Raw genomic sequence first — 18,545 nt, forward strand, 5'->3', positions numbered from 1 at the left:
TTTTCAACGTTCTGACTCGTTTTGAATAAGCTTGTAAAGAAGTTCAGCTCTAAGCCAATCCTCAGGTGTATCGACATCCTGAACTAGATGGTCTGGCATGACTTTCATTCTCGAATGTTCACCAAAAATACGCTTGTTTGTATCTAGCCAGGTTTCGTAGTGTCCCCAATACAATTGCCCTGCGTCGTGGTAGGCAGGCTCTAAGTCTTGGGACCGCTGCGTAATACCGAAATCGTCGAATGGTTTTACGCCACCGTTTTTCGTTTTCACTACTGCACGTTGTATGGGGAATGCGTATCTTGCGGCAGTGAATACGTAGTCGGTATCGGTATGGCTGCTTAGTTCGTTAAAACACTCGTCAATCAAACCAACAGAAAGCAGTGGTGACGTGGCATAGATACAAGCACAAAATTCGATATCCCAGTTTAATTTAAGCAGCTCTGAAATGGCGTGACGGACGACTGGGCTAGTTCCAGTGAAGTCATCAGCAAGTTCAGATGGACGGATGAAGGGGACATCTGCACCATACTCTCTGGCGACGCTTACAATCTCTTCGTCGTCGGTGGATACAACAACTTTATCTATAAATTGGCTAGCCAAACCATTTTCGATAGCGTGGGCTATCATAGGTTTTCCGCAAAAGTGCTTGATGTTTTTACGTGGAATTCGTTTGCTCCCACCACGTGCAGGAATAATGGCTATATTCATATCGCTTCCGTTTGGTAAAACGAATCACAGACAATCTGTATTCTTAACCATGACCAACAACAAGGTCATATTGCATTTACATCATAATATCATCGGCTTAGCGGCGCTTAACTTTATAGGTTAATCTGGAAACCTTCCATCGTTTTACCCTTCAACGAAACACTCGCTGAGGTTTATGCAATGAGGTGGTTATCAGAAGTGATATTTAGGTATGTCGTTCCATACTCTCAATTGGTTATAACTTGAGCAGTGCTGTGTTATACTCAAGTAGTGAGGTGATGAGGACCGTCCAGATGATTATTAACAACAACAGTTCTTCTTTGATAGGGCAAGTACAGGAGCGTCAAAACAGTGTTTTTGAACGCTTATCGTCAGGTAGCCGTATCAACAGCGCCGCTGATGGCGCAGCAGCGCAGCAAATCATAGACCGATTAACGGCGCAAAACGAAGGGACTCGCCAATCGATAAGTAATGCTTTCGATGGTATTTCTCTGGCTCAAGTAGCAGAAGGCGGTTTAGGTGGCATCAATGAAGATGTGAATCGCATTCGAGAATTAAGCATTCAAGCAGGGAATGGCATTTTGAGCGACGCTGATCGCCAGGCGATTCAGTCTGAAATCACGCAGCTCCAAGACAATATTTCACAGACCATTGAACAAACCAATTTTGCGGGTCAGGAACTGCTAACAAGCGACGGTAATATCAGCTTCCAAGTCGGTGCAAATGCAGGTCAACAAATTGATGTCGAAACCAACGACATCGCTAGCCAGTTGTCTGGTTTATTGAATGTAGATGTGACAACCGCTGGTGGAGCCGAAGCAGCACTTGAAGAAGCTGATGCAGCCATTGAAGCCATCGGGTCTGCAAGAGGTGAACTCGGTGCGGTTCAATCAAGGTTTGAGAGTGCAGCTCGAAATTTATCTGAAGCTGATATTAATACGGCTGCTGCCCGTTCTCGAATTGCTGATACTGACTTCGCTCAGGCAACATCTGAACAAGCGGCAAATAATGTGTTGGGGCAGGCGTCAATTAGTGTGCAAGCTCTGTCAAACCAACAGCAAGGCCAAGTACTTTCTCTATTGAGTTAACTTGTAAGTATCTGAAAAAAAGGGCGTAAATAGTACGCCCTTTTTTTGTGTTTCAATTTTAAAGGCAGTTCGTCTTTTGTATTAAAATTCAATGCTTTTTTGATATGTTAGTTGCACTCGTTCCAACTATCGCTACAATCTGGGTATGCGCTAAACTCTAATAAAAATACGCAAATTTGGTGAATTGATGACCGATATCTTGCTCGTCAGTAATAACGTCGAGCTTAAACAACAATTAGAAACCATCATTACCTTTATCGGCGATAGCTGTGTGGCATTGTCGTTCGATGATTGTCAGTCGGCATTGCGAAATACGTCGGGTTCGGTACTCATCGATATGTCAGATCTCAATGCTGCTAAGGCGATCATTTCGGCATTTCCACAATTACCATTCGTCGGCGTATGCGAAGATTGTACGATAATCTCTCCTGGTCAGAATTTGGTGAGCGTAGTGCCGCTCCCCGTTACGTACCCTTCGTTGACTCAAAGTATTCATCGGTGTCAGGAATATTTGCGCAATCGTCCAAAACAAGGCTCGTCGGTAAAAGCAAAAACTAAGCTTTTTCGCAGTTTGGTGGGGCAAAGTGCGCAGATTCAATTTGTGCGAAAAATGGTTGAACAAGTCGCCCCAACGGATGCTAATGTTCTCATTCTTGGTGAATCAGGCACGGGTAAAGAAGTCGTTGCCCGAAACGTACATTTTATGTCAGCGCGAAAAGATGGCCCTTTCATCCCTGTAAACTGTGGTGCAATACCCGGAGAACTATTGGAAAGTGAACTCTTTGGTCATGAAAAGGGAGCGTTTACCGGTGCAATCAGTGCCCGTAAAGGCCGTTTTGAATTAGCCGAAGGCGGCACACTGTTTTTGGATGAAATAGGCGATATGCCCTTGCAAATGCAGGTGAAACTGCTTCGCGTGTTGCAAGAACGTACTTATGAGCGAGTCGGCGGCACTCGACCGATTCAGTGTAATGTGAGAATTATTGCTGCTACTCATCGCAATCTTGAAACCATGATCAAAGAAGACAAGTTCCGTGAGGATTTGTACTACCGTTTGAATGTGTTTCCAATAGACAGCCCAGCGTTGCGCGAGCGCAGAGAAGACATTCCACTGCTGCTACAAGAACTCATTTCTCGATTGAGCAATGACGGTGGAGTCAATGTTCGTTTTACAGAAAACGCGATTGCATCACTTATGGAACACGAGTGGGCGGGTAACGTCAGAGAGTTGTCTAATTTAGTCGAAAGACTCTCTATTTTGTACCCAGATCAAATCGTAGATGTACCCGACTTGCCCCCTAAGTATCAATATGGCGAAGTTGAAAGTTACCAGCCAGATTATCCAGAAGAATTGCTGGAAAGGCAGGCATTTAACGAGCTATTTGCAGAAGCCGCTGCAGCTGATGATTCGGAGGAAGCGGAGCAAGAAGAGTTTGTTAATTCAGTTTCCTTGAGTTCGGCATTGCCGGTTGAAGGAGTCAACCTCAAAGAATACTTATCTGAACTCGAAATAACGTTAATTCAACAAGCGCTTGATCAAACCGAATGGGTTGTTGCTAGAGCGGCTGATAAGCTAGGTATGCGCAGAACCACGTTGGTTGAGAAAATGCGCAAGTATGATATCCAAAGGGAAGGCGAAGCCTAGTCGCGTTCCCAAGTCATATTTTTGACGCCGAGTCAGTGCCTCATTTTTCATTGTAAATCATTGAAATTTAAGAAATAAAAAATTGGCATGGCAAATGCTTTATCTCACCCATCTGAAAGAGTGAGGTGTGATTGCCATGGCATTTGAAAGTAATTTAGAGTATTCGACTTCCGACGTTCATTCGTATGAAGGCGTCGCATACAGTGCCGCCAGTGCATCACCCGAAAACCTAACGGTTACCACCCAAAGTGAACTGGATGCTTTGCGCAAACAGTCATCACAGTTACAGCACCTTCTGCAGGTAATGCCTGCAGGTGTCATCGTACTCGATGGCAAAGGTAGAGTTAGGCAGGCCAATCATCAAGCGAAGGACTTGCTTGGCGAGCCTTTAGAAGGGCAAGTTTGGCGTACGATAATTACTCGTTCATTCAAACCTCGCGCCGATGACGGCCACGAGGTATCGTTGGTGGACGGTCGTCGAGTTAAGCTTTCTATTACGCCTTTGGAAAACGAACCAGGGCAGCTTATCGTTATTACGGATCTGACCGAAACTCGGCAGCTTCAGGCTCGAGTCAGCCATATGCAGAAATTGTCATCACTGGGCAAGATGGTGGCGTCGCTCGCTCACCAAGTTCGTACTCCCTTATCTGCTGCCATGTTGTATGCGTCTAACTTAAAGCGAAAAGGTTTAGCGCCCGAGGCCAGTCATCAATTTGCCAACAAACTGAATGACAGATTGAAAGAACTTGAGAGCCAAGTTAATGACATGTTGTTGTTCGCTAAGTCAGGTGATGACCAAGTGGTAAGTTGTTTGTCACTGGCTGATATTCGCGGCGCTGTAGAACCGAACAGCGAAACCTTATCACAACAGCATCAATTGAACCTCGTGTTTAATGGTTTCGACCAACATGCAAGCGTGATGGGTAATATCACCTCTTTGCAGGGGGCGATTCTTAACCTAGTTCACAATGCCTGCCAAGTCTCACCAAAGGGATCGACAATAAGTCTCTCTGCAAATATCTTCGATGGTCAGCTCTGCCTATCTGTTGCAGACGCTGGGCCCGGTGTGGCTGATGAACACAAAGACAAAATATTTGAGCCTTTTTTCACTACCAAGACCCAAGGCACTGGGCTTGGCTTGGCAGTAGTCAAAACCGTAGCACACGCACATCAAGGTAAATTGAGTGTTATCAATGCGCCATCGCGCGGTGCGGTTTTCACTATTGCTCTTCCTTTGATTTCACCTAATAGCCAAACCGCAAATGTATCAGTAAGTGGAGCAGCATAATGAACCAAACAACTATTCTTATCGTTGAAGACGATGCCGGCTTAAGAGAGGCGCTTGTTGATACACTTCTGTTAGGGGGATACCGTGTTCTCGCTGCCGACAGCGCGGAAGAAGCGTTGGTTGTACTCTCTAATCACGTTGTCGATTTAGTGGTAAGCGATATTCAGATGGGCGGTATGAATGGGTTAAGTCTGCTCAAAAATATCAAAACCAAATTCTCTCAATTACCCGTATTATTGATGACGGCCTACGCTACGATTGACGATGCGGTTCAAGCAATGCGAGATGGTGCTACAGATTACCTATCCAAACCATTCTCTCCTGAAGTTTTGCTGAACTTAGTTGGTCGTTACGCGCCAGCACAGCGCGTCGAATCGAGAACGCCGATAGTGGCTGATGCCTCGAGTTTGAAGTTACTTACTTTGGCTGAAAAAGTGGCGCGCTCTGAAGCGAATGTAATGGTGCTTGGGCCAAGTGGTTCAGGCAAAGAGGTATTATCTCGATACATTCACGATAAATCTCCGCGAAATGAAGCCCCTTTTGTTGCAATTAACTGTGCTGCTATTCCAGAGAACATGCTGGAGGCGACGCTGTTTGGTTACGAAAAAGGTGCATTCACGGGGGCGATTCAAGCCTGTCCCGGAAAATTTGAACAAGCACAAAGTGGCACCATTTTACTCGACGAAATCACCGAGATGGACTTAGCGTTGCAAGCTAAGTTATTACGTGTACTGCAAGAGCGAGAGGTCGAGCGTTTAGGCGGCCGTAAAACCATTAAATTGGATGTAAGGGTCATTGCAACAAGTAACAGAGACCTCAAGCAGGCAGTAGACGCAGGCGAATTTAGAGAAGATTTGTACTATCGATTGAATGTGTTTCCACTGACATGGCTGCCACTTGGTCAGCGCACTGGAGACATAGTGCCTCTTGCAGAACATCTATTGGTGCGTCATGCGTCAAGTAATGGCAGCCAATGCCCCAAGCTCAGTGCGGCAGCACGAAACAAACTGACCCAATATTCGTGGCCCGGTAATGTTCGAGAGTTGGAAAACGTGATCCAGCGGGCACTGATTTTAGCTGATTCTGAAGTGATTGATTCGGATGATTTAATGTTAGAAAGTGCTGAGGCAATCGCCGTGCCTACAGATTCCATCGATGTGACAGACCAAGACGCAAGTCGCTTGGGCTCTGAATTGAGGCAACAAGAACATCAAATTATCCTTGATACCTTGCAATTGTGTAACGGCAAACGCAAAGATGTCGCCGAAAAGTTAGGTATCAGTCCACGTACATTGAGATATAAACTCGCGAGGATGCGTGAGGATGGTATTCAAGTACCAGCATAGTGTCGGTAAGACGTAAAAAAAGCAGCGCAAGCTGCTTTTTTTGTGTCATTTTATTGGCGTGTAACTCTATCTTTATGAATTTTATAGGTTTTTAAAGTTGGTTCGGTAATTGCAGAAAGTGATTATTAGCGAAATAGCGCTCGAGCACTTAACCGAGGTAAGCCAAGATGGATGTGAAAGCCAATAGTTTGTATCAAGAAATGCAGGCCATGATCGGACAAACGCGTTTGCAACCGGAAATGCCTGTTGATCAAATTCAACCTACTCACTCAGGCCAGGACTTTGCCACCATGCTAAAAAACGCGGTTGATGGCGTGAACAGTATGCAACTCGAGTCAAAACAAATGCAGCAGCGATTTGAAATGGGTGACACCAGTTTGAGTTTAGCGGAAGTGATGGTTGCTAAGGAAAAGTCCGGTATCGCATTTGAAGCGACACTGCAGGTACGCAATAAAGTCTTGGAAGCGTACAAAGAAATAATGAATATGCCGGTGTAATTGGGGTTTGAGAGATGGCTGAAGCGACTGGAACAGATTTAACGATTGCCGATTCGGGAATGGGAACCGACACCGAGGCAGAACAACGCTCGGGATTTATGGACGCCATCGGCAGTGCCGATATGATGCGTCAGATCACGCTAGTGGTCGTGCTAGTTATTTGTGTCGCCATTGCCATTTTTATCGTCATTTGGGTGCAAGAGCCTGATTATCGTCCATTGGGAAAAATGGAAACACAAGAGCTTATCGAAACACTCGACTATCTCGACGCTAATCAAATTGACTACAAATTAGAAGGTAACCTTGTTTCCGTAAGGGCCGAACAGTACCAAGATATTAAACTAGGTATGACGAGGCAGGGCGTATCGGGTAAGCCTGAGGCGGGCGCCGATATCATCATGCAAGACATGGGATTTGGTGTTAGTCAACGAGTTGAAATGGAACGCCTTAAGCATGCAAGAGAGCAAATGATTGCTCGAACGATTGAAGACATCAGCAGTATTCAAAAGTCTCGGGTGCTACTGGCAATGCCAAAGGAGAATGTATTTGCTCGACGTGAGAAAAAGGCCAGTGCAACTGTTGTCTTGACAGCCAAGCGCGGCGCCGTTATCTCGGCAGAAGAAGTCGATGCGGTAGTAGATATCGTTGCTTCTGCTGTGCAAGGAATGGAGCCGTCGAGAGTGACGGTGACTGACAGCAATGGACGCTTGCTGAATTCGGGTTCACAAGATTCGCTTAGTGCACGTGCCCGCAAAGAATATGAAATCGAGCAGCAACGGGAGCAAGAATACCTTCACAAAATTGACGCCATCTTGATACCCGTTTTAGGTTTGGGTAACTACACTGCGCAAGCCGATGTCACCATGGACTTTACTTCGGTTGAGCAAACACAACGCCGTTACAATCCCGACCTGCCGGCCGTTCGAAGTGAAATGTTGATAGAGGAAAACAGTGTTGGCCAAGTGGCTGGTGGTATTCCAGGAGCATTGACGAATCAACCGCCGCTAGAATCGAATATCCCAGAAAACGCAGTAGGGCGTGATGTCGAACAAGTTGTACCAGGCCGCAACAGTAAAGAAACGACACGAAACTACGAGCTAGATACGACCATTAGTCACACCAAGCAACAAACCGGGGTTATCCGTCGTTTGAGCGTATCTGTCGCAGTGGACTACACCGCAACTACAGCAGAGGATGGCACTGTTACAACGGAGCCTCGCAATCAAGAAGAATTGCTCAACATTCGCCGTTTATTACAAGGCGGTATCGGTTTCGATGTTACCCGCGGTGACTCTCTCGAGGTGGTCAGTATTCCTTTCCGCAGAGTTGATGCCGGTGAGGTCGAAGATGTACCGCTTTGGGAACAACCTGGAATGTGGCCTAAAATTAAGTTCGTAAGTGGCTTTTTATTGGCATTGGTCCTCATATTGGTTGTTGTTCGTCCAATCGTTAAGAAACTGCTTAATCCTGAAGATGCACAAGCGGGAGATGAGTTTGATGCAGATGAAGCACTTGACTTGGGTGACGAAACCATCAGCATGCTGAGCCAGGAGTTTGATGAGGGAGCGGTTGGTTTTGCTCCGGATGGTTCATTGATGCTGCCGGACTTACACAAAGATGAAGATGTATTGAAAGCCGTTCGTGCCCTTGTTGCCAACGAACCTGAATTATCCGCCCAAGTCGTGAAGGGCTGGCTGCTACAAGACGAGTAAGGTAAAGAGATGTCTGAAGAATTAGCGACAACAGAACCCGGGTATGATGTCAGTAAGCTCGAAGGTGTCGAGAAAGCTGCCATATTACTGCTTAGCTTGTCAGAAGAAGATGCAGCACAAATTTTAAAGCACTTAGAGCCAAAGCAAGTGCAAAAATTGGGTGCCGAGATGGCGAAAATCGATGATATGACACAGTCGAAAATTACGGCTGTACATAAACATTTCATCGAGGAAATTCAAAATTACTCAACCATTGGTTTCCAAAGCCAAGACTTTGTTAAGCGTGCATTAACGGCTGCCTTGGGTGAAGACAAAGCAGCGAATCTCATTGATCAAATTCTCATGGGAAGCGGCGCGAAAGGCTTGGACTCACTCAAGTGGATGGATTCCAAACAAGTGGCCAGTATCATCCGCAACGAGCACCCCCAAATTCAAACGATTGTTATGTCGTATTTGGAGCCAGAGCAATCCGCCGAAATCTTGTCCCAGTTCCCTGAAAAAGTCAGGCTGGATCTGTTGATGCGGGTTGCCAACTTGGAAGAAGTTCAACCAGCTGCGCTACAAGAATTGAACGAAATCATGGAGAAACAGTTTGCCGGACAGGCCGGTGCACAAGCCGCGAAGATGGGCGGCCTTAAGTCTGCTGCTGACATTATGAACTATCTCGACACCAATATTGAAGGTCAGCTCATGGATGCGATTCGTGAGCAAGATGAAGAAATGAGTCAACAGATTCAAGACTTGATGTTTGTCTTTGATAACCTCGTCGATGTCGATGACAGAGGCATTCAAGCCATTCTTCGTGAAGTGCAACAAGACGCCTTGCTCAAAGCCATCAAAGGGGCCGACGAAGAGCTCAAGAATAAGATCACGGCGAATATGTCTAAACGTGCCGCAGAAATGTTGGTTGATGATCTCGAGGCAATGGGCCCAGTACGCATCAGTGAAGTGGAAACAGCACAAAAAGAAATCCTATCGGTTGCTCGACGCTTGGCAGACTCCGGCGAGATCATGCTTGGCGGTGGTGGCGGGGAAGAATTCCTCTAATGTTGTTGATTCAAAATAGGTATGACGTATGTCAGTAAAGCGCCTCAATCCAGATGAAGTCGATGCTAAAACGTGGGACATTCCCTACGTTGAGTCGGTTGTGAAAGCGCATGAAGAAAACAAAACGAATGCGCTAAATCGACGGTCAGATTGGGTATATGAACCTCCTGAAGAAGAGGAAGAAATTCTACCGCCTACTGCTGAAGAAATAGAAGCGATTCGTCAAGCAGCCTATGAAGAAGGTCACAGTGAAGGCAAGCAAATTGGCTACCAAGAAGGAAAAGAAGAAGGTTTAGCCGAGGGTAAAAAAGAAGGATTTGATTCGGGCTTCGAAGAGGGGAAAGCATCGGGTTTAGCTGCAGGCGAAGAGACAATTAACAGTCTTGCCAATCATTGGCAGTCTATGTCCGAACAAATCCATCATCCGTTAGAACAAGTCACTGAACAAGCGAAACAAGAAATCACCAAACTCTCAGTCTCATTGGCAAAAGCTGTGATTCGAACGGAATCTGTGTTGAGTGAAAAGGTTGTGCTACAAGCATTAAGCGAAGGATTAAAAGCGCTTCCGATAAATGAAAATCGCTACCAGATTCATCTAAATCCTGAAGACATTGCCATGGTAAAAGCCCACTATGGAGAGGATGTAGAGACAGAAAAGGGGTGGCAGTTTGTAGAGACGCCCGCTCTCGAGAGAGGCGGCTGCGATATTACAACAGAGCACAATGCGGTCGACGTTTCTGTAGAACGTCGCAGCAAAGAAATATTGACCAAATTTTTGTTAGACCAAGGTCTGGCAGATGACTGACTCTCTTGCTCAGCATTTTCAAAATCTCCAGCAACACATTCCCAACCCGCCGACGGTTGCCGCAGGCAAACTGGTTAGGGGGATTGGACTCACACTTGAAGCTGTCGGTTGCCAACTGCCAGTAGGCAGCCAGTGTTTGGTACAGACCATTGAGGGGGAAATTGAGGCAGAGGTCGTCGGCTTTGGTGACGACATCACCTATTTAATGCCAACTGAGGCCGTCAGAGGCATCGTGCCAGGCTCTCGTGTTTTGCCACTCAGTCGCGACAGCGGCTTACCTGTTGGCATGAACTTACTTGGTAGAGTGGTTGATGGTAATGGCCAACCATTAGATGGGCTCGGCGCTATTATTCCAGAAACACGGGTACCGACGTCGAAGCCGCCGATGAACCCACTTATTCGTCGTCCTATCAATACGCCAATGGATGTAGGAGTGAGAGCCATTAATGCACTGAACACCGTTGGTGTTGGGCAGCGCATGGGCTTGTTTGCAGGCAGTGGTGTAGGGAAAAGTGTGTTGATGGGTATGATGACTCGAGGTGCTGATGCTGATGTGGTGGTTGTCGGTCTAGTCGGAGAGCGGGGTCGAGAAGTCAAAGAGTTTATTCAGGAAATACTGACAGAGGAAGAGCGTCAAAAAGCCGTGGTTGTGGCTGCCCCCGCGGATACGTCGCCATTGATGAGACTAAAGGGGTGCGAGACGGCGGTTACGATCGCTGAATACTTCCGCGACCAAGGCATGAACGTATTGTTACTGATTGATTCTTTGACGCGTTATGCCATGGCACAACGTGAGATTGCCCTCGCTGTAGGTGAGCCTCCTGCGACAAAAGGTTATCCACCTTCAGTTTTCGCTCGCTTGCCTGCCTTAGTTGAACGCGCTGGTAATGGCGGGGAAAGGCAAGGCTCGATTACTGCGTTTTACACCGTACTCACCGAAGGAGATGACCTCCAGGACCCGATTGCTGATGCCGCAAGAGCTATCTTAGATGGTCATGTGGTACTGTCTAGACGACTTGCAGACTCTGGTCATTATCCTGCGATTGATATTGAAGCATCGGTAAGCCGCGTCATGCCACAAGTGACTTCCGAGGAGCATCAAACGCAGTCCAGAAGAATTCGGCAGGTCTACTCTAATTATCAACAAAACCGCGACCTCATTTCCATTGGTGCTTATGCAAGAGGGTCTGACCCGAGAATTGATTTAGCGATACAGGCGGAACCGGCAATCAATGCATTTTTGCAACAGGGTATGCGCCAAACACTTTCTTTCGATGACAGTTTGCAAGGTATGCAAGCGCTAGCCAAAGGACTGGGGTAACAACGCGTGAAACAACTTCAACTCGTTTCCCGTTGGGAACAAGACAAAGAGCAGCGATTCGCCAATGAGTTTCGCATTGCTGAAAACGAACTGAATGCGCAAAAGCAAAAACTACAAAGCCTAGAACAATACCGGGTTGAATATCTGCAGCAAATACAGTCCACCGGTAAAGAGGGCGTCGATGCGCAACACTATCATCAACATTTGTCTTTCGTAGCCAAATTGGATAAAGCCTGTGAACAGCAGAATGAAGTTATCGCACGAGCGGACATGGTTGCTCAGCAGCGCAAAGCCAAATGGTTACAACAACAACAGCGACGTAAAGCTGTCGATAAGCTGATTGAAAGCAAACAAAGCGAGCTGGCTATTCGGGCTGCAAGGCAAGAACAAAGCATGTTAGACGAACTTGCCAACCAGCGTTTTTTCAGAATGAGGAAGCAAAGTTAATTTGCGAGTCATTGAAGTTGGAACGGTAATTGCTGTTTCTACATCACTATAGGTCAATAATGCAGATGCCAAATTTTAGGTTTATGTTTTTACTGACTTTTTTGTTTAGTGAATTGATTGGGTTTGATTAAAGATGCAACAGGTTGCCGCTAAAAGTTCAGATATTGCCGCTTTGCCGATTAACGTCGAAGTCAGTAGCGAAGACACGTCGAGTGCTGAAGGTAAAGCACTGTTCGCGGATTTGTTAAATCAGTCCAAAGCGGGGAATGAAGAGCCTCGTCAACGCTTCTCGAATGATGAAAGCGATGCGACAGAAGTGACAGAAGCGTCGCAAAACTATGGCGCTGAACAGCCAAATGAGGTTGGTGTCCAGCCGAAAGAAAAGCCCGCAAGTGATAAACGGGAATTACAGGACTCAAGTGCAGCGCACGCCAATGACGAGCAATCCGAACAGCTTGATGAGAGTAGTGTAATTGCCTCTACCACTGCTGCCGATGAACAAGAACTCAGTGAAGAGTTTGCCAACACGGTCAAAGAAACTGTAGTCCAACCTCATCACATAGAGACCGAAGACGCAGTCAAGCAAACCGAGACATACGCCGTGACTTACCCCGAGCGAGCGCCAGTGAAGCCAGCTCCTGATTCACAAACAGCCAAAATTGATGAGGGCAGCTCGCGTACCGATGAGCTAATCGCATTGGTTGAATATGCGCGCCAAGTCCAGCATCAACCAAGCTCCCAAAAAGGTGTTGATGAGTCTGATGTCACCGAGGTGAGGGCTGTCAATAAAGAGCTTGCTGAGCTTGTTGAAGCGTTTCGTCAAGGAGCAATTAAAGATAACCGTGACGCGAATGCGACAAATGACGGCATCGCATTGACAGATATTGATAAAGAAACGGTTGACAGGCTAACACAAAAACTCAGTGATATTTTGGGGGTTAAAGGCCCTGAAGTGGATGAGATTAGTCGCGATATTCTCGAAGCGAGATATACTCAAGAGCCCATCTTTCCTGGTGTTGGTACTCCTGAATCCTCTGAATCGGCGGGGTCTATCGACGTGGAGTTAGCGGCGCTAGAAGTCGATGCCACACTAGCACCTATCAATGAAAAAACGACTGATGAACTACCTATCAATGAACAAGGTGTCGAAGATGAAGCCGCTTCGTTGAAGCAACTGGCAACGCTCATTAATCAAGCATTAACCGCGCAGACTTCAGATGACGTACCTGAAGCGGCAGATGTCGTGACCGCCGAACAGCAGCTGAGCGTTGATGCCGAAATTGTAAAGCAAATTCTAACTAGCGAGTCATCGAATCGCGCTGATTTGATCAATACCGCTAGCGCTAAAACGGAACAAACTCCAGTGGTGAATGCTACACCATCAGCGGACGGCCCTGAATTACCAGAAGCGAGCCTAGAGCAATTGCTAGGTGCTCAGAGTGAGCCGGTGCAAGCCTCGACAATCCAACGGATTACAGAAAGTGTCGTTGCCGCAGTACCCAATGCTACACCTCAGCTACAAGAACAAGTCAAAAGCGCGTTGAGTTCTGCTGTGGCGGAGATTTCAGCACAAATTGAACAAGGGCATGAACCTGCCATTAACCTAGATGATGTGATTGCACAAACATTGGTTGAAAGTGGCGTAACTGTCACCCCACAAATTACTGCGCAAATTGAACAACAAATCAGTCAGTCTCAAGGCTTTTTAAATCTTGCTCAGCAAATTGCGGATGCGCGCTACACGTTGGATTCGAATACAGGTGCTGATGTATCAGTCAGCGAGACAACGCGATTACAAGTAGAAAACCAACACACACAGCAGCAAACACAAGCATCGGAAAAGCCGGCGGCATTTCAAACTCCAGAAGGCAAACAACAGATAACGGAAAAAATTCGTTGGATGGTGAATGCAAGGCAATCTATGGCAGAAATACGCCTTGATCCACCAGAAATGGGAAGCATGCAAGTCAGAGTGAACGTGTCTGGTGAGGCGGCAAGTGTTAACTTCGTCGTCCAGTCTGCTGCGGCAAGGGATGCCATCGCTGATGCTATGCCGAAACTGCGGGATATGCTGAGCGAACAAGGCATTGAACTGGGAGAAGCGTTTGTTCAACAGCAGGACAGACAAGCGCATGATGGTCAGGACGAAAACCAAGGTTTTGCAGGAACGGGAAATGAAGCGTTTGACTATGAAGAAGAAGACGTGAATGTCATAGAGCAACCTGTGACACGCCAACTTCAAGGCGGCGTTGATGCCTATGTTTGATTTCAACCGTTGCGATTTTTCCGTGAAGCTTGATAATACACCCAATACCAAGTTGGGGAATGGACATGGCTGAAGAAGAATTACAGATAGAAGAAGGCGGGAAAAAAGGCAAGATGATGTTGATCATCATTATTGCTGTAGTCGTGATTATCGGCGGTGCCGCGGCGTACTTTTTCTTGTTCTCTGGTGGTGATGAACCAGCAGCTGAGCAACTGATGGAAGAGGGAGAGCAAGCACCTGCAGCGGAAATGGTTGATACCAATGCGGCAGTCGGAACGGCACTGTACGTTGCAATGCCTCGCCCCTTCATATTTAACGTACCGGGCAATGGTAGAGACAGACTCGTGCAGATTAAAGTTCAGTTGATGGTACGAGGCACGGATAATGAGGAAATCGCCAAAACGCATATTCCTCGCATTGAAGGCACTTTATTGCAAGTGTTCAGTGCAACAAACGCTGACGACTTAGTCACAGAAGCCGGAAAAATAGCGCTGCGTGACCAAGCGCTAAATGAAGTACAAAGAGCGATGAGCGAAATTGCAGGCGCAGATATTGTAGAGCGCGTGTTGTTTACTGGCTTCGTAATGCAATAGGTAGGTAGATAAGTGAGCGATTTACTATCACAAGACGAGATCGATGCGCTACTCCATGGCGTAGATGATGTTGAAGAAGAAGAGGTAAGTGATGCTCCCTCGGATTCCTCCGCGTTAGAGTACGATTTCTCGTCACAAGATAGAATTGTCAGGGGTAGAATGCCTACTCTGGAAATTGTGAATGAACGCTTCGCTCGTCACATGCGCGTCAGTTTGTTCAATATGATGCGTCGCTCCGCTGAGGTGTCGATTAACGGCATCCAGATGATTAAATTCGGTGAGTATATTCACACGTTGTTTGTACCCACCAGTTTGAATATGGTGCGTTTTAGACCGTTAAAAGGCACGGGCCTCATTACCATGGAAGCGCGCCTGGTCTTTATTCTTGTCGATAACTTTTTTGGTGGTGATGGACGATATCACGCCAAAATCGAAGGTCGTGAATTTACGCCAACAGAAAGACGCATCATTCAAATGTTGCTCAAAATTATCTTTGAAGATTACAAAGAAGCTTGGGCTCCGGTGATGGATGTGTCTTTTGAATATTTAGATTCAGAAGTCAATCCGGCGATGGCAAACATTGTGAGTCCCACCGAAGTCGTGGTGATTAGCTCTTTCCACATTGAATTAGATGGCGGTGGTGGTGATTTCCATGTGTCATTGCCTTATTCAATGCTGGAGCCGATTCGAGAGTTGCTTGATGCGGGTGTCCAAAGTGACAAAGAAGATACCGATCTGCGCTGGAGTAAAGCGCTGCGGGATGAAATCATGGATGTGAATGTGGCACTGACCACTCACATGATGGATTTTGAAGTATCGTTGCGAGAGCTCATGGAATTTAAACCTGGAGACATCATACCCGTTGAAATACCTGAGCACATCACAGTATTGATTGAAGATTTACCTACTTTCCGCGCTAAGCTGGGCCGCTCTAGGGATAATTTAGCGCTGAAAATTACAGATAAAATTGCAAGGCCTCAGTCGGTGAAATCTGAGCTGCAGTTACTAACAAGAGGGGGTCGTGTCATTGACAACGACGCCGAGCTACAAATTTTAGAAGAAGACCTGTAACAAGGGCTTTAACAGAGGCGATATCATGAGTGAAGAAGAAGGCTTAGACGATTGGGCTGCAGCAATGGCTGAACAAGCTGAGTCAGAGGCAGAGCAGCCTGAAGGCGATGATGTCCAAGTTGCCGAATTAGACGAGTTGTCAGATGACGCTCCAATAACTCAGGAAGAAAAAAAGAAACTCGATACCATACTGGACATACCGGTTACCATTTCGATGGAAGTTGGCCGAAGCCATATTAGTATCCGAAACCTATTACAACTGAACCAAGGTTCAGTTGTCGAACTTGACCGAGTCGCAGGTGAGCCATTAGATGTTTTAGTAAATGGCACGTTGATTGCTCATGGAGAAGTAGTAGTCGTCAACGATAAATTTGGTATTCGGTTAACGGATGTTATTAGTCAAATCGAGAGAATTAAAAAGCTTAGGTAAAAACCTAATAAAATCAATGGCCTCAGTGCTCGGGGTCATTGCACTTCCCGCTATTGCAAACACGGGCTCGTCATCGAGCTACTCTTCAATATCTTCAATAGCGTCAATTTTTCTATCACTTTTAGTCGTCGTCGGCCTGATCTTCGCGGTTGCCTATGTGATGCGTCGATTTAATGTCACTTCGGTTAATGGCGGTCATATGAAAGTGGTAGCCAGCATGATGGCTGGCGTCAAAGAAAAGATCATGGTCATAGAAGTTGGCGGTGAGCAGCACCTCATCGGTGTAACGGGCCAACAAATAACACACTTGAGTAAGTTAACCACGCCCATAGATACACAAGCCGATTCCAGTACGGCGAGTCAGGGTTCATTTCAACAAAAGCTCGCGCAAGCTATGGCTGACAAAATTAACCCAAACAACAGAGGGCAGCGTGATGAATAAACGTCGCTTATCGGTATGGTTGTTATTACTTGTCGGGGTTATCGGATTGAGTAGTGCGCCAGCATTAGCGCAACAAGGTATTCCAGCAGTAACGGTTACCACTAATGGTGATGGTAGCCAAGATTACACTATGACGCTTCAAGCCCTGTTTATCATGACGGCTTTGAGCTTGATACCTGCCTTCATTATGTTGATGACGTCGTTTACAAGAATCATCGTTGTCTTGTCAATTTTACGTCAGGCTATTGGTTTACAGCAGTCGCCATCCAACCAGATCTTAATAGGTGTAAGTTTGTTCTTGTCTATGTTCATCATGGGGCCTGTGTTTGAAGAAGCCAATGCTCGTGCATTGCAGCCATATTTGGCTGAGGAAATGACCATGATGGAAGCGGTTGAAGAAGCGAAGGGCCCTTTCAGAGCCTTTATGCTATCCCAAACTCGGGTCAAAGACCTAGAAACCTTCGTCAGAATTGGCGGGATGGAAGATCAATTTGACGATCCTGCTGACGTGCCCATGAATGTCTTGATCCCGGCATTCGTTACCAGCGAGTTGAAAACGGCATTTCAAATCGGCTTTATGCTTTTTATTCCCTTTTTGATAATCGACTTGGTTGTGGCGTCAATCTTGATGGCGATGGGCATGATGATGCTATCTCCTATGATCGTATCCTTGCCATTTAAACTTATGCTGTTTGTGCTTGTTGACGGCTGGAACCTAATTTTCGGTACCTTGGCAACTAGCTTTGGTATGGGTACCTAGGAGCCGCTATGTCACCTGAAGTCTTTGTCGAAATTCTCCGCGAATCTATGTTCCTCGTTATTCTCTTGGTGTCAGCCATTATTGTACCGAGTTTGATTGTGGGGCTTATCGTTGCTGTTTTCCAGGCGGCCACCTCTATTAACGAACAAACCATGAGCTTTCTTCCCAGGTTAATTGTAACGCTGTTGGCTTTGAGTTGGGGAGGCAATTGGTTGGTGCAAAAGCTAATGGACTTCACTTTTCATATGGTGGAAAGTATCCCACAGGTGGTTGGCTAAGCCGTGGAAGCAACAATCCCACTGAGCACCATCAACCAGTTCTTAGCGGACTTTCTCATGCCGTTTATGAGGATCAGTGGTTTGTTTGCGGCAATGATTGGGATGAGTGCCCAAACTATTCCGATTCAAGCAAGAACCCTGTTAGCCGTGATGCTCACTTTTGTCATTCTACCAGTTGTTCCACCAGTGCCAATGGACAATTTAGTCGATTTGGGAAGCTTCCTCATTGGTATTCAGCAAGTGCTTATCGGGCTCGCCATCGGCTTTGTTTCAATGTTGGTTCTCAACACATTTGTTTTAGCCGGTCAGATTGTTGCCATGCAAACGGGTTTGGGCTTTGCGTCTATTGTTGACCCAGTTAATGGTATCAATGTCCCTGCTGTCGGTCAGTTTTACCTGATTTTGGCGACGTTATTATTTTGGAGCTTAGATGGTCATCTCGCCATGATCGAAATGATCGTCCTAAGCTTTGAGGCTTTTCCAATCGGTGAAGCTTGGTGGACAGGCGAGCAGTTCAAAAACATAGCGCATTGGGCGAGCTGGATGTTTGTTGCTGCTGTCACCTTGTCTCTGGCGCCGATTGTCTCATTACTGATTGTCAATTTGTCATTTGGTGTCATGACAAAAGCGGCACCGCAACTCAATATCTTTAGCATCGGCTTTTCCATTGCTCAAATGATGGGCTTAGTCATTATTTGGATTACGTTAGATAACTTCACCGATCACTTTACTAATCATTGGCAACGGGCGCTGCAGTTTATGTGTGAACTACTGCAGATATGTCCAGTTTAAGGGGAGGGG

At 46.4% G+C, this 18,545-nt stretch carries 19 protein-coding genes; 18 read left to right on the plus strand and 1 reads right to left on the minus strand.

Annotated elements, in window-relative coordinates:
• Positions 1-3: 3 nt before the first annotated feature.
• On the minus strand, positions 4-708 hold the full coding sequence (pseF, locus tag AC27G9_RS12190) for a pseudaminic acid cytidylyltransferase (protein WP_487074549.1): 705 nt from the start codon (positions 706-708) through the stop codon (positions 4-6).
• A 293-nt stretch (positions 709-1,001) separates the two neighbouring features.
• Here pseF and AC27G9_RS12195 point away from each other — a divergent pair, with 293 nt between their 5' ends.
• The 18 genes from AC27G9_RS12195 (at position 1,002) to fliR (ending at position 18,536) form a co-directional block, all read left to right on the plus strand.
• A complete protein-coding gene (locus AC27G9_RS12195; RefSeq protein WP_487074551.1) occupies positions 1,002-1,796 on the plus strand; it encodes a flagellin N-terminal helical domain-containing protein in 795 nt (264 codons plus the stop codon).
• A 187-nt stretch (positions 1,797-1,983) separates the two neighbouring features.
• Positions 1,984-3,441, plus strand: a complete 1,458-nt coding sequence (locus AC27G9_RS12200; RefSeq protein WP_487074553.1) for a sigma-54 dependent transcriptional regulator — start codon at positions 1,984-1,986, stop codon at positions 3,439-3,441.
• Between the two features lie 136 nt (positions 3,442-3,577).
• The gene (locus AC27G9_RS12205; RefSeq protein ID WP_487074555.1) at positions 3,578-4,729 is read left to right on the plus strand and encodes a sensor histidine kinase; all 1,152 of its coding nucleotides are present in this window, start codon (positions 3,578-3,580) and stop codon (positions 4,727-4,729) included.
• Positions 4,729-6,075, plus strand: a complete 1,347-nt coding sequence (locus AC27G9_RS12210) for a sigma-54-dependent transcriptional regulator (protein ID WP_487074557.1) — start codon at positions 4,729-4,731, stop codon at positions 6,073-6,075. The genes AC27G9_RS12205 and AC27G9_RS12210 overlap by 1 nt, the downstream gene beginning before the upstream one ends.
• 167 nt (positions 6,076-6,242) lie before the next feature.
• Positions 6,243-6,572 carry a flagellar hook-basal body complex protein FliE gene (gene fliE / locus AC27G9_RS12215; protein WP_487074559.1) on the plus strand — a complete coding sequence of 110 codons (330 nt, stop codon included), beginning with the start codon at positions 6,243-6,245 and terminating at the stop codon, positions 6,570-6,572.
• A gap of 14 nt (positions 6,573-6,586) precedes the next feature.
• On the plus strand, positions 6,587-8,284 hold the full coding sequence (fliF, locus tag AC27G9_RS12220) for a flagellar basal-body MS-ring/collar protein FliF (RefSeq protein ID WP_487074561.1): 1,698 nt from the start codon (positions 6,587-6,589) through the stop codon (positions 8,282-8,284).
• 9 nt (positions 8,285-8,293) lie between these two features.
• Positions 8,294-9,331, plus strand: a complete 1,038-nt coding sequence (gene fliG / locus AC27G9_RS12225; RefSeq protein ID WP_487074563.1) for a flagellar motor switch protein FliG — start codon at positions 8,294-8,296, stop codon at positions 9,329-9,331.
• A 28-nt stretch (positions 9,332-9,359) separates the two neighbouring features.
• Positions 9,360-10,136: a flagellar assembly protein FliH gene (gene fliH, locus AC27G9_RS12230; protein WP_487074565.1), complete on the plus strand. Its 777-nt coding sequence runs from the start codon at positions 9,360-9,362 to the stop codon at positions 10,134-10,136.
• Positions 10,129-11,457 (plus strand): flagellar protein export ATPase FliI, encoded by a 1,329-nt coding sequence (fliI, locus tag AC27G9_RS12235; RefSeq protein WP_487074567.1) that lies wholly within the window; start codon positions 10,129-10,131, stop codon positions 11,455-11,457. The genes fliH and fliI overlap by 8 nt, the downstream gene beginning before the upstream one ends.
• Before the next feature lie 6 nt (positions 11,458-11,463).
• Positions 11,464-11,904 (plus strand): flagellar export protein FliJ, encoded by a 441-nt coding sequence (gene fliJ / locus AC27G9_RS12240; protein ID WP_487074569.1) that lies wholly within the window; start codon positions 11,464-11,466, stop codon positions 11,902-11,904.
• Between the two features lie 133 nt (positions 11,905-12,037).
• A complete protein-coding gene (locus AC27G9_RS12245) occupies positions 12,038-14,170 on the plus strand; it encodes a flagellar hook-length control protein FliK (protein ID WP_487074571.1) in 2,133 nt (710 codons plus the stop codon).
• 65 nt (positions 14,171-14,235) lie between these two features.
• Positions 14,236-14,763, plus strand: a complete 528-nt coding sequence (fliL, locus tag AC27G9_RS12250) for a flagellar basal body-associated protein FliL (RefSeq protein WP_487074573.1) — start codon at positions 14,236-14,238, stop codon at positions 14,761-14,763.
• Positions 14,764-14,775: 12 nt separating this feature from the next.
• Positions 14,776-15,834: a flagellar motor switch protein FliM gene (fliM, locus tag AC27G9_RS12255; RefSeq protein WP_487074575.1), complete on the plus strand. Its 1,059-nt coding sequence runs from the start codon at positions 14,776-14,778 to the stop codon at positions 15,832-15,834.
• Positions 15,835-15,859: 25 nt separating this feature from the next.
• A complete protein-coding gene (gene fliN / locus AC27G9_RS12260) occupies positions 15,860-16,264 on the plus strand; it encodes a flagellar motor switch protein FliN (RefSeq protein ID WP_487074577.1) in 405 nt (134 codons plus the stop codon).
• The gene (fliO, locus tag AC27G9_RS12265; protein WP_487074579.1) at positions 16,224-16,706 is read left to right on the plus strand and encodes a flagellar biosynthetic protein FliO; all 483 of its coding nucleotides are present in this window, start codon (positions 16,224-16,226) and stop codon (positions 16,704-16,706) included. Before fliN ends, fliO begins: the two co-directional genes overlap by 41 nt.
• A complete protein-coding gene (gene fliP / locus AC27G9_RS12270) occupies positions 16,699-17,466 on the plus strand; it encodes a flagellar type III secretion system pore protein FliP (protein WP_487074581.1) in 768 nt (255 codons plus the stop codon). Before fliO ends, fliP begins: the two co-directional genes overlap by 8 nt.
• A gap of 8 nt (positions 17,467-17,474) precedes the next feature.
• Positions 17,475-17,744 (plus strand): flagellar biosynthesis protein FliQ, encoded by a 270-nt coding sequence (gene fliQ, locus AC27G9_RS12275; RefSeq protein ID WP_487074583.1) that lies wholly within the window; start codon positions 17,475-17,477, stop codon positions 17,742-17,744.
• A 57-nt stretch (positions 17,745-17,801) separates the two neighbouring features.
• A complete protein-coding gene (gene fliR, locus AC27G9_RS12280) occupies positions 17,802-18,536 on the plus strand; it encodes a flagellar biosynthetic protein FliR (RefSeq protein WP_487074687.1) in 735 nt (244 codons plus the stop codon).
• The last annotated feature ends 9 nt before the right edge of the window (positions 18,537-18,545 follow it).

The organism is Alteromonas sp. 5NS40-0096 (assembly GCF_057544385.1).

Excerpts from the sequence above, each read along its gene's own strand:
- pseF (WP_487074549.1), bottom strand. The coding sequence starts at position 708 with ATGAATATAGCCATTATTCCTGCACGTGGTGGGAGCAAACGAATTCCA.
- AC27G9_RS12195 (WP_487074551.1), top strand. The coding sequence starts at position 1,002 with ATGATTATTAACAACAACAGTTCTTCTTTGATAGGGCAAGTACAGGAG.
- AC27G9_RS12200 (WP_487074553.1), top strand. The coding sequence starts at position 1,984 with ATGACCGATATCTTGCTCGTCAGTAATAACGTCGAGCTTAAACAACAA.
- AC27G9_RS12205 (WP_487074555.1), top strand. The coding sequence starts at position 3,578 with ATGGCATTTGAAAGTAATTTAGAGTATTCGACTTCCGACGTTCATTCG.
- AC27G9_RS12210 (WP_487074557.1), top strand. The coding sequence starts at position 4,729 with ATGAACCAAACAACTATTCTTATCGTTGAAGACGATGCCGGCTTAAGA.
- fliE (WP_487074559.1), top strand. The coding sequence starts at position 6,243 with ATGGATGTGAAAGCCAATAGTTTGTATCAAGAAATGCAGGCCATGATC.
- fliF (WP_487074561.1), top strand. The coding sequence starts at position 6,587 with ATGGCTGAAGCGACTGGAACAGATTTAACGATTGCCGATTCGGGAATG.
- fliG (WP_487074563.1), top strand. The coding sequence starts at position 8,294 with ATGTCTGAAGAATTAGCGACAACAGAACCCGGGTATGATGTCAGTAAG.
- fliH (WP_487074565.1), top strand. The coding sequence starts at position 9,360 with ATGTCAGTAAAGCGCCTCAATCCAGATGAAGTCGATGCTAAAACGTGG.
- fliI (WP_487074567.1), top strand. The coding sequence starts at position 10,129 with ATGACTGACTCTCTTGCTCAGCATTTTCAAAATCTCCAGCAACACATT.
- AC27G9_RS12245 (WP_487074571.1), top strand. The coding sequence starts at position 12,038 with ATGCAACAGGTTGCCGCTAAAAGTTCAGATATTGCCGCTTTGCCGATT.
- fliL (WP_487074573.1), top strand. The coding sequence starts at position 14,236 with ATGGCTGAAGAAGAATTACAGATAGAAGAAGGCGGGAAAAAAGGCAAG.
- fliN (WP_487074577.1), top strand. The coding sequence starts at position 15,860 with ATGAGTGAAGAAGAAGGCTTAGACGATTGGGCTGCAGCAATGGCTGAA.
- fliO (WP_487074579.1), top strand. The coding sequence starts at position 16,224 with ATGTTATTAGTCAAATCGAGAGAATTAAAAAGCTTAGGTAAAAACCTA.
- fliP (WP_487074581.1), top strand. The coding sequence starts at position 16,699 with ATGAATAAACGTCGCTTATCGGTATGGTTGTTATTACTTGTCGGGGTT.
- fliQ (WP_487074583.1), top strand. The coding sequence starts at position 17,475 with ATGTCACCTGAAGTCTTTGTCGAAATTCTCCGCGAATCTATGTTCCTC.
- fliR (WP_487074687.1), top strand. The coding sequence starts at position 17,802 with ATGCCGTTTATGAGGATCAGTGGTTTGTTTGCGGCAATGATTGGGATG.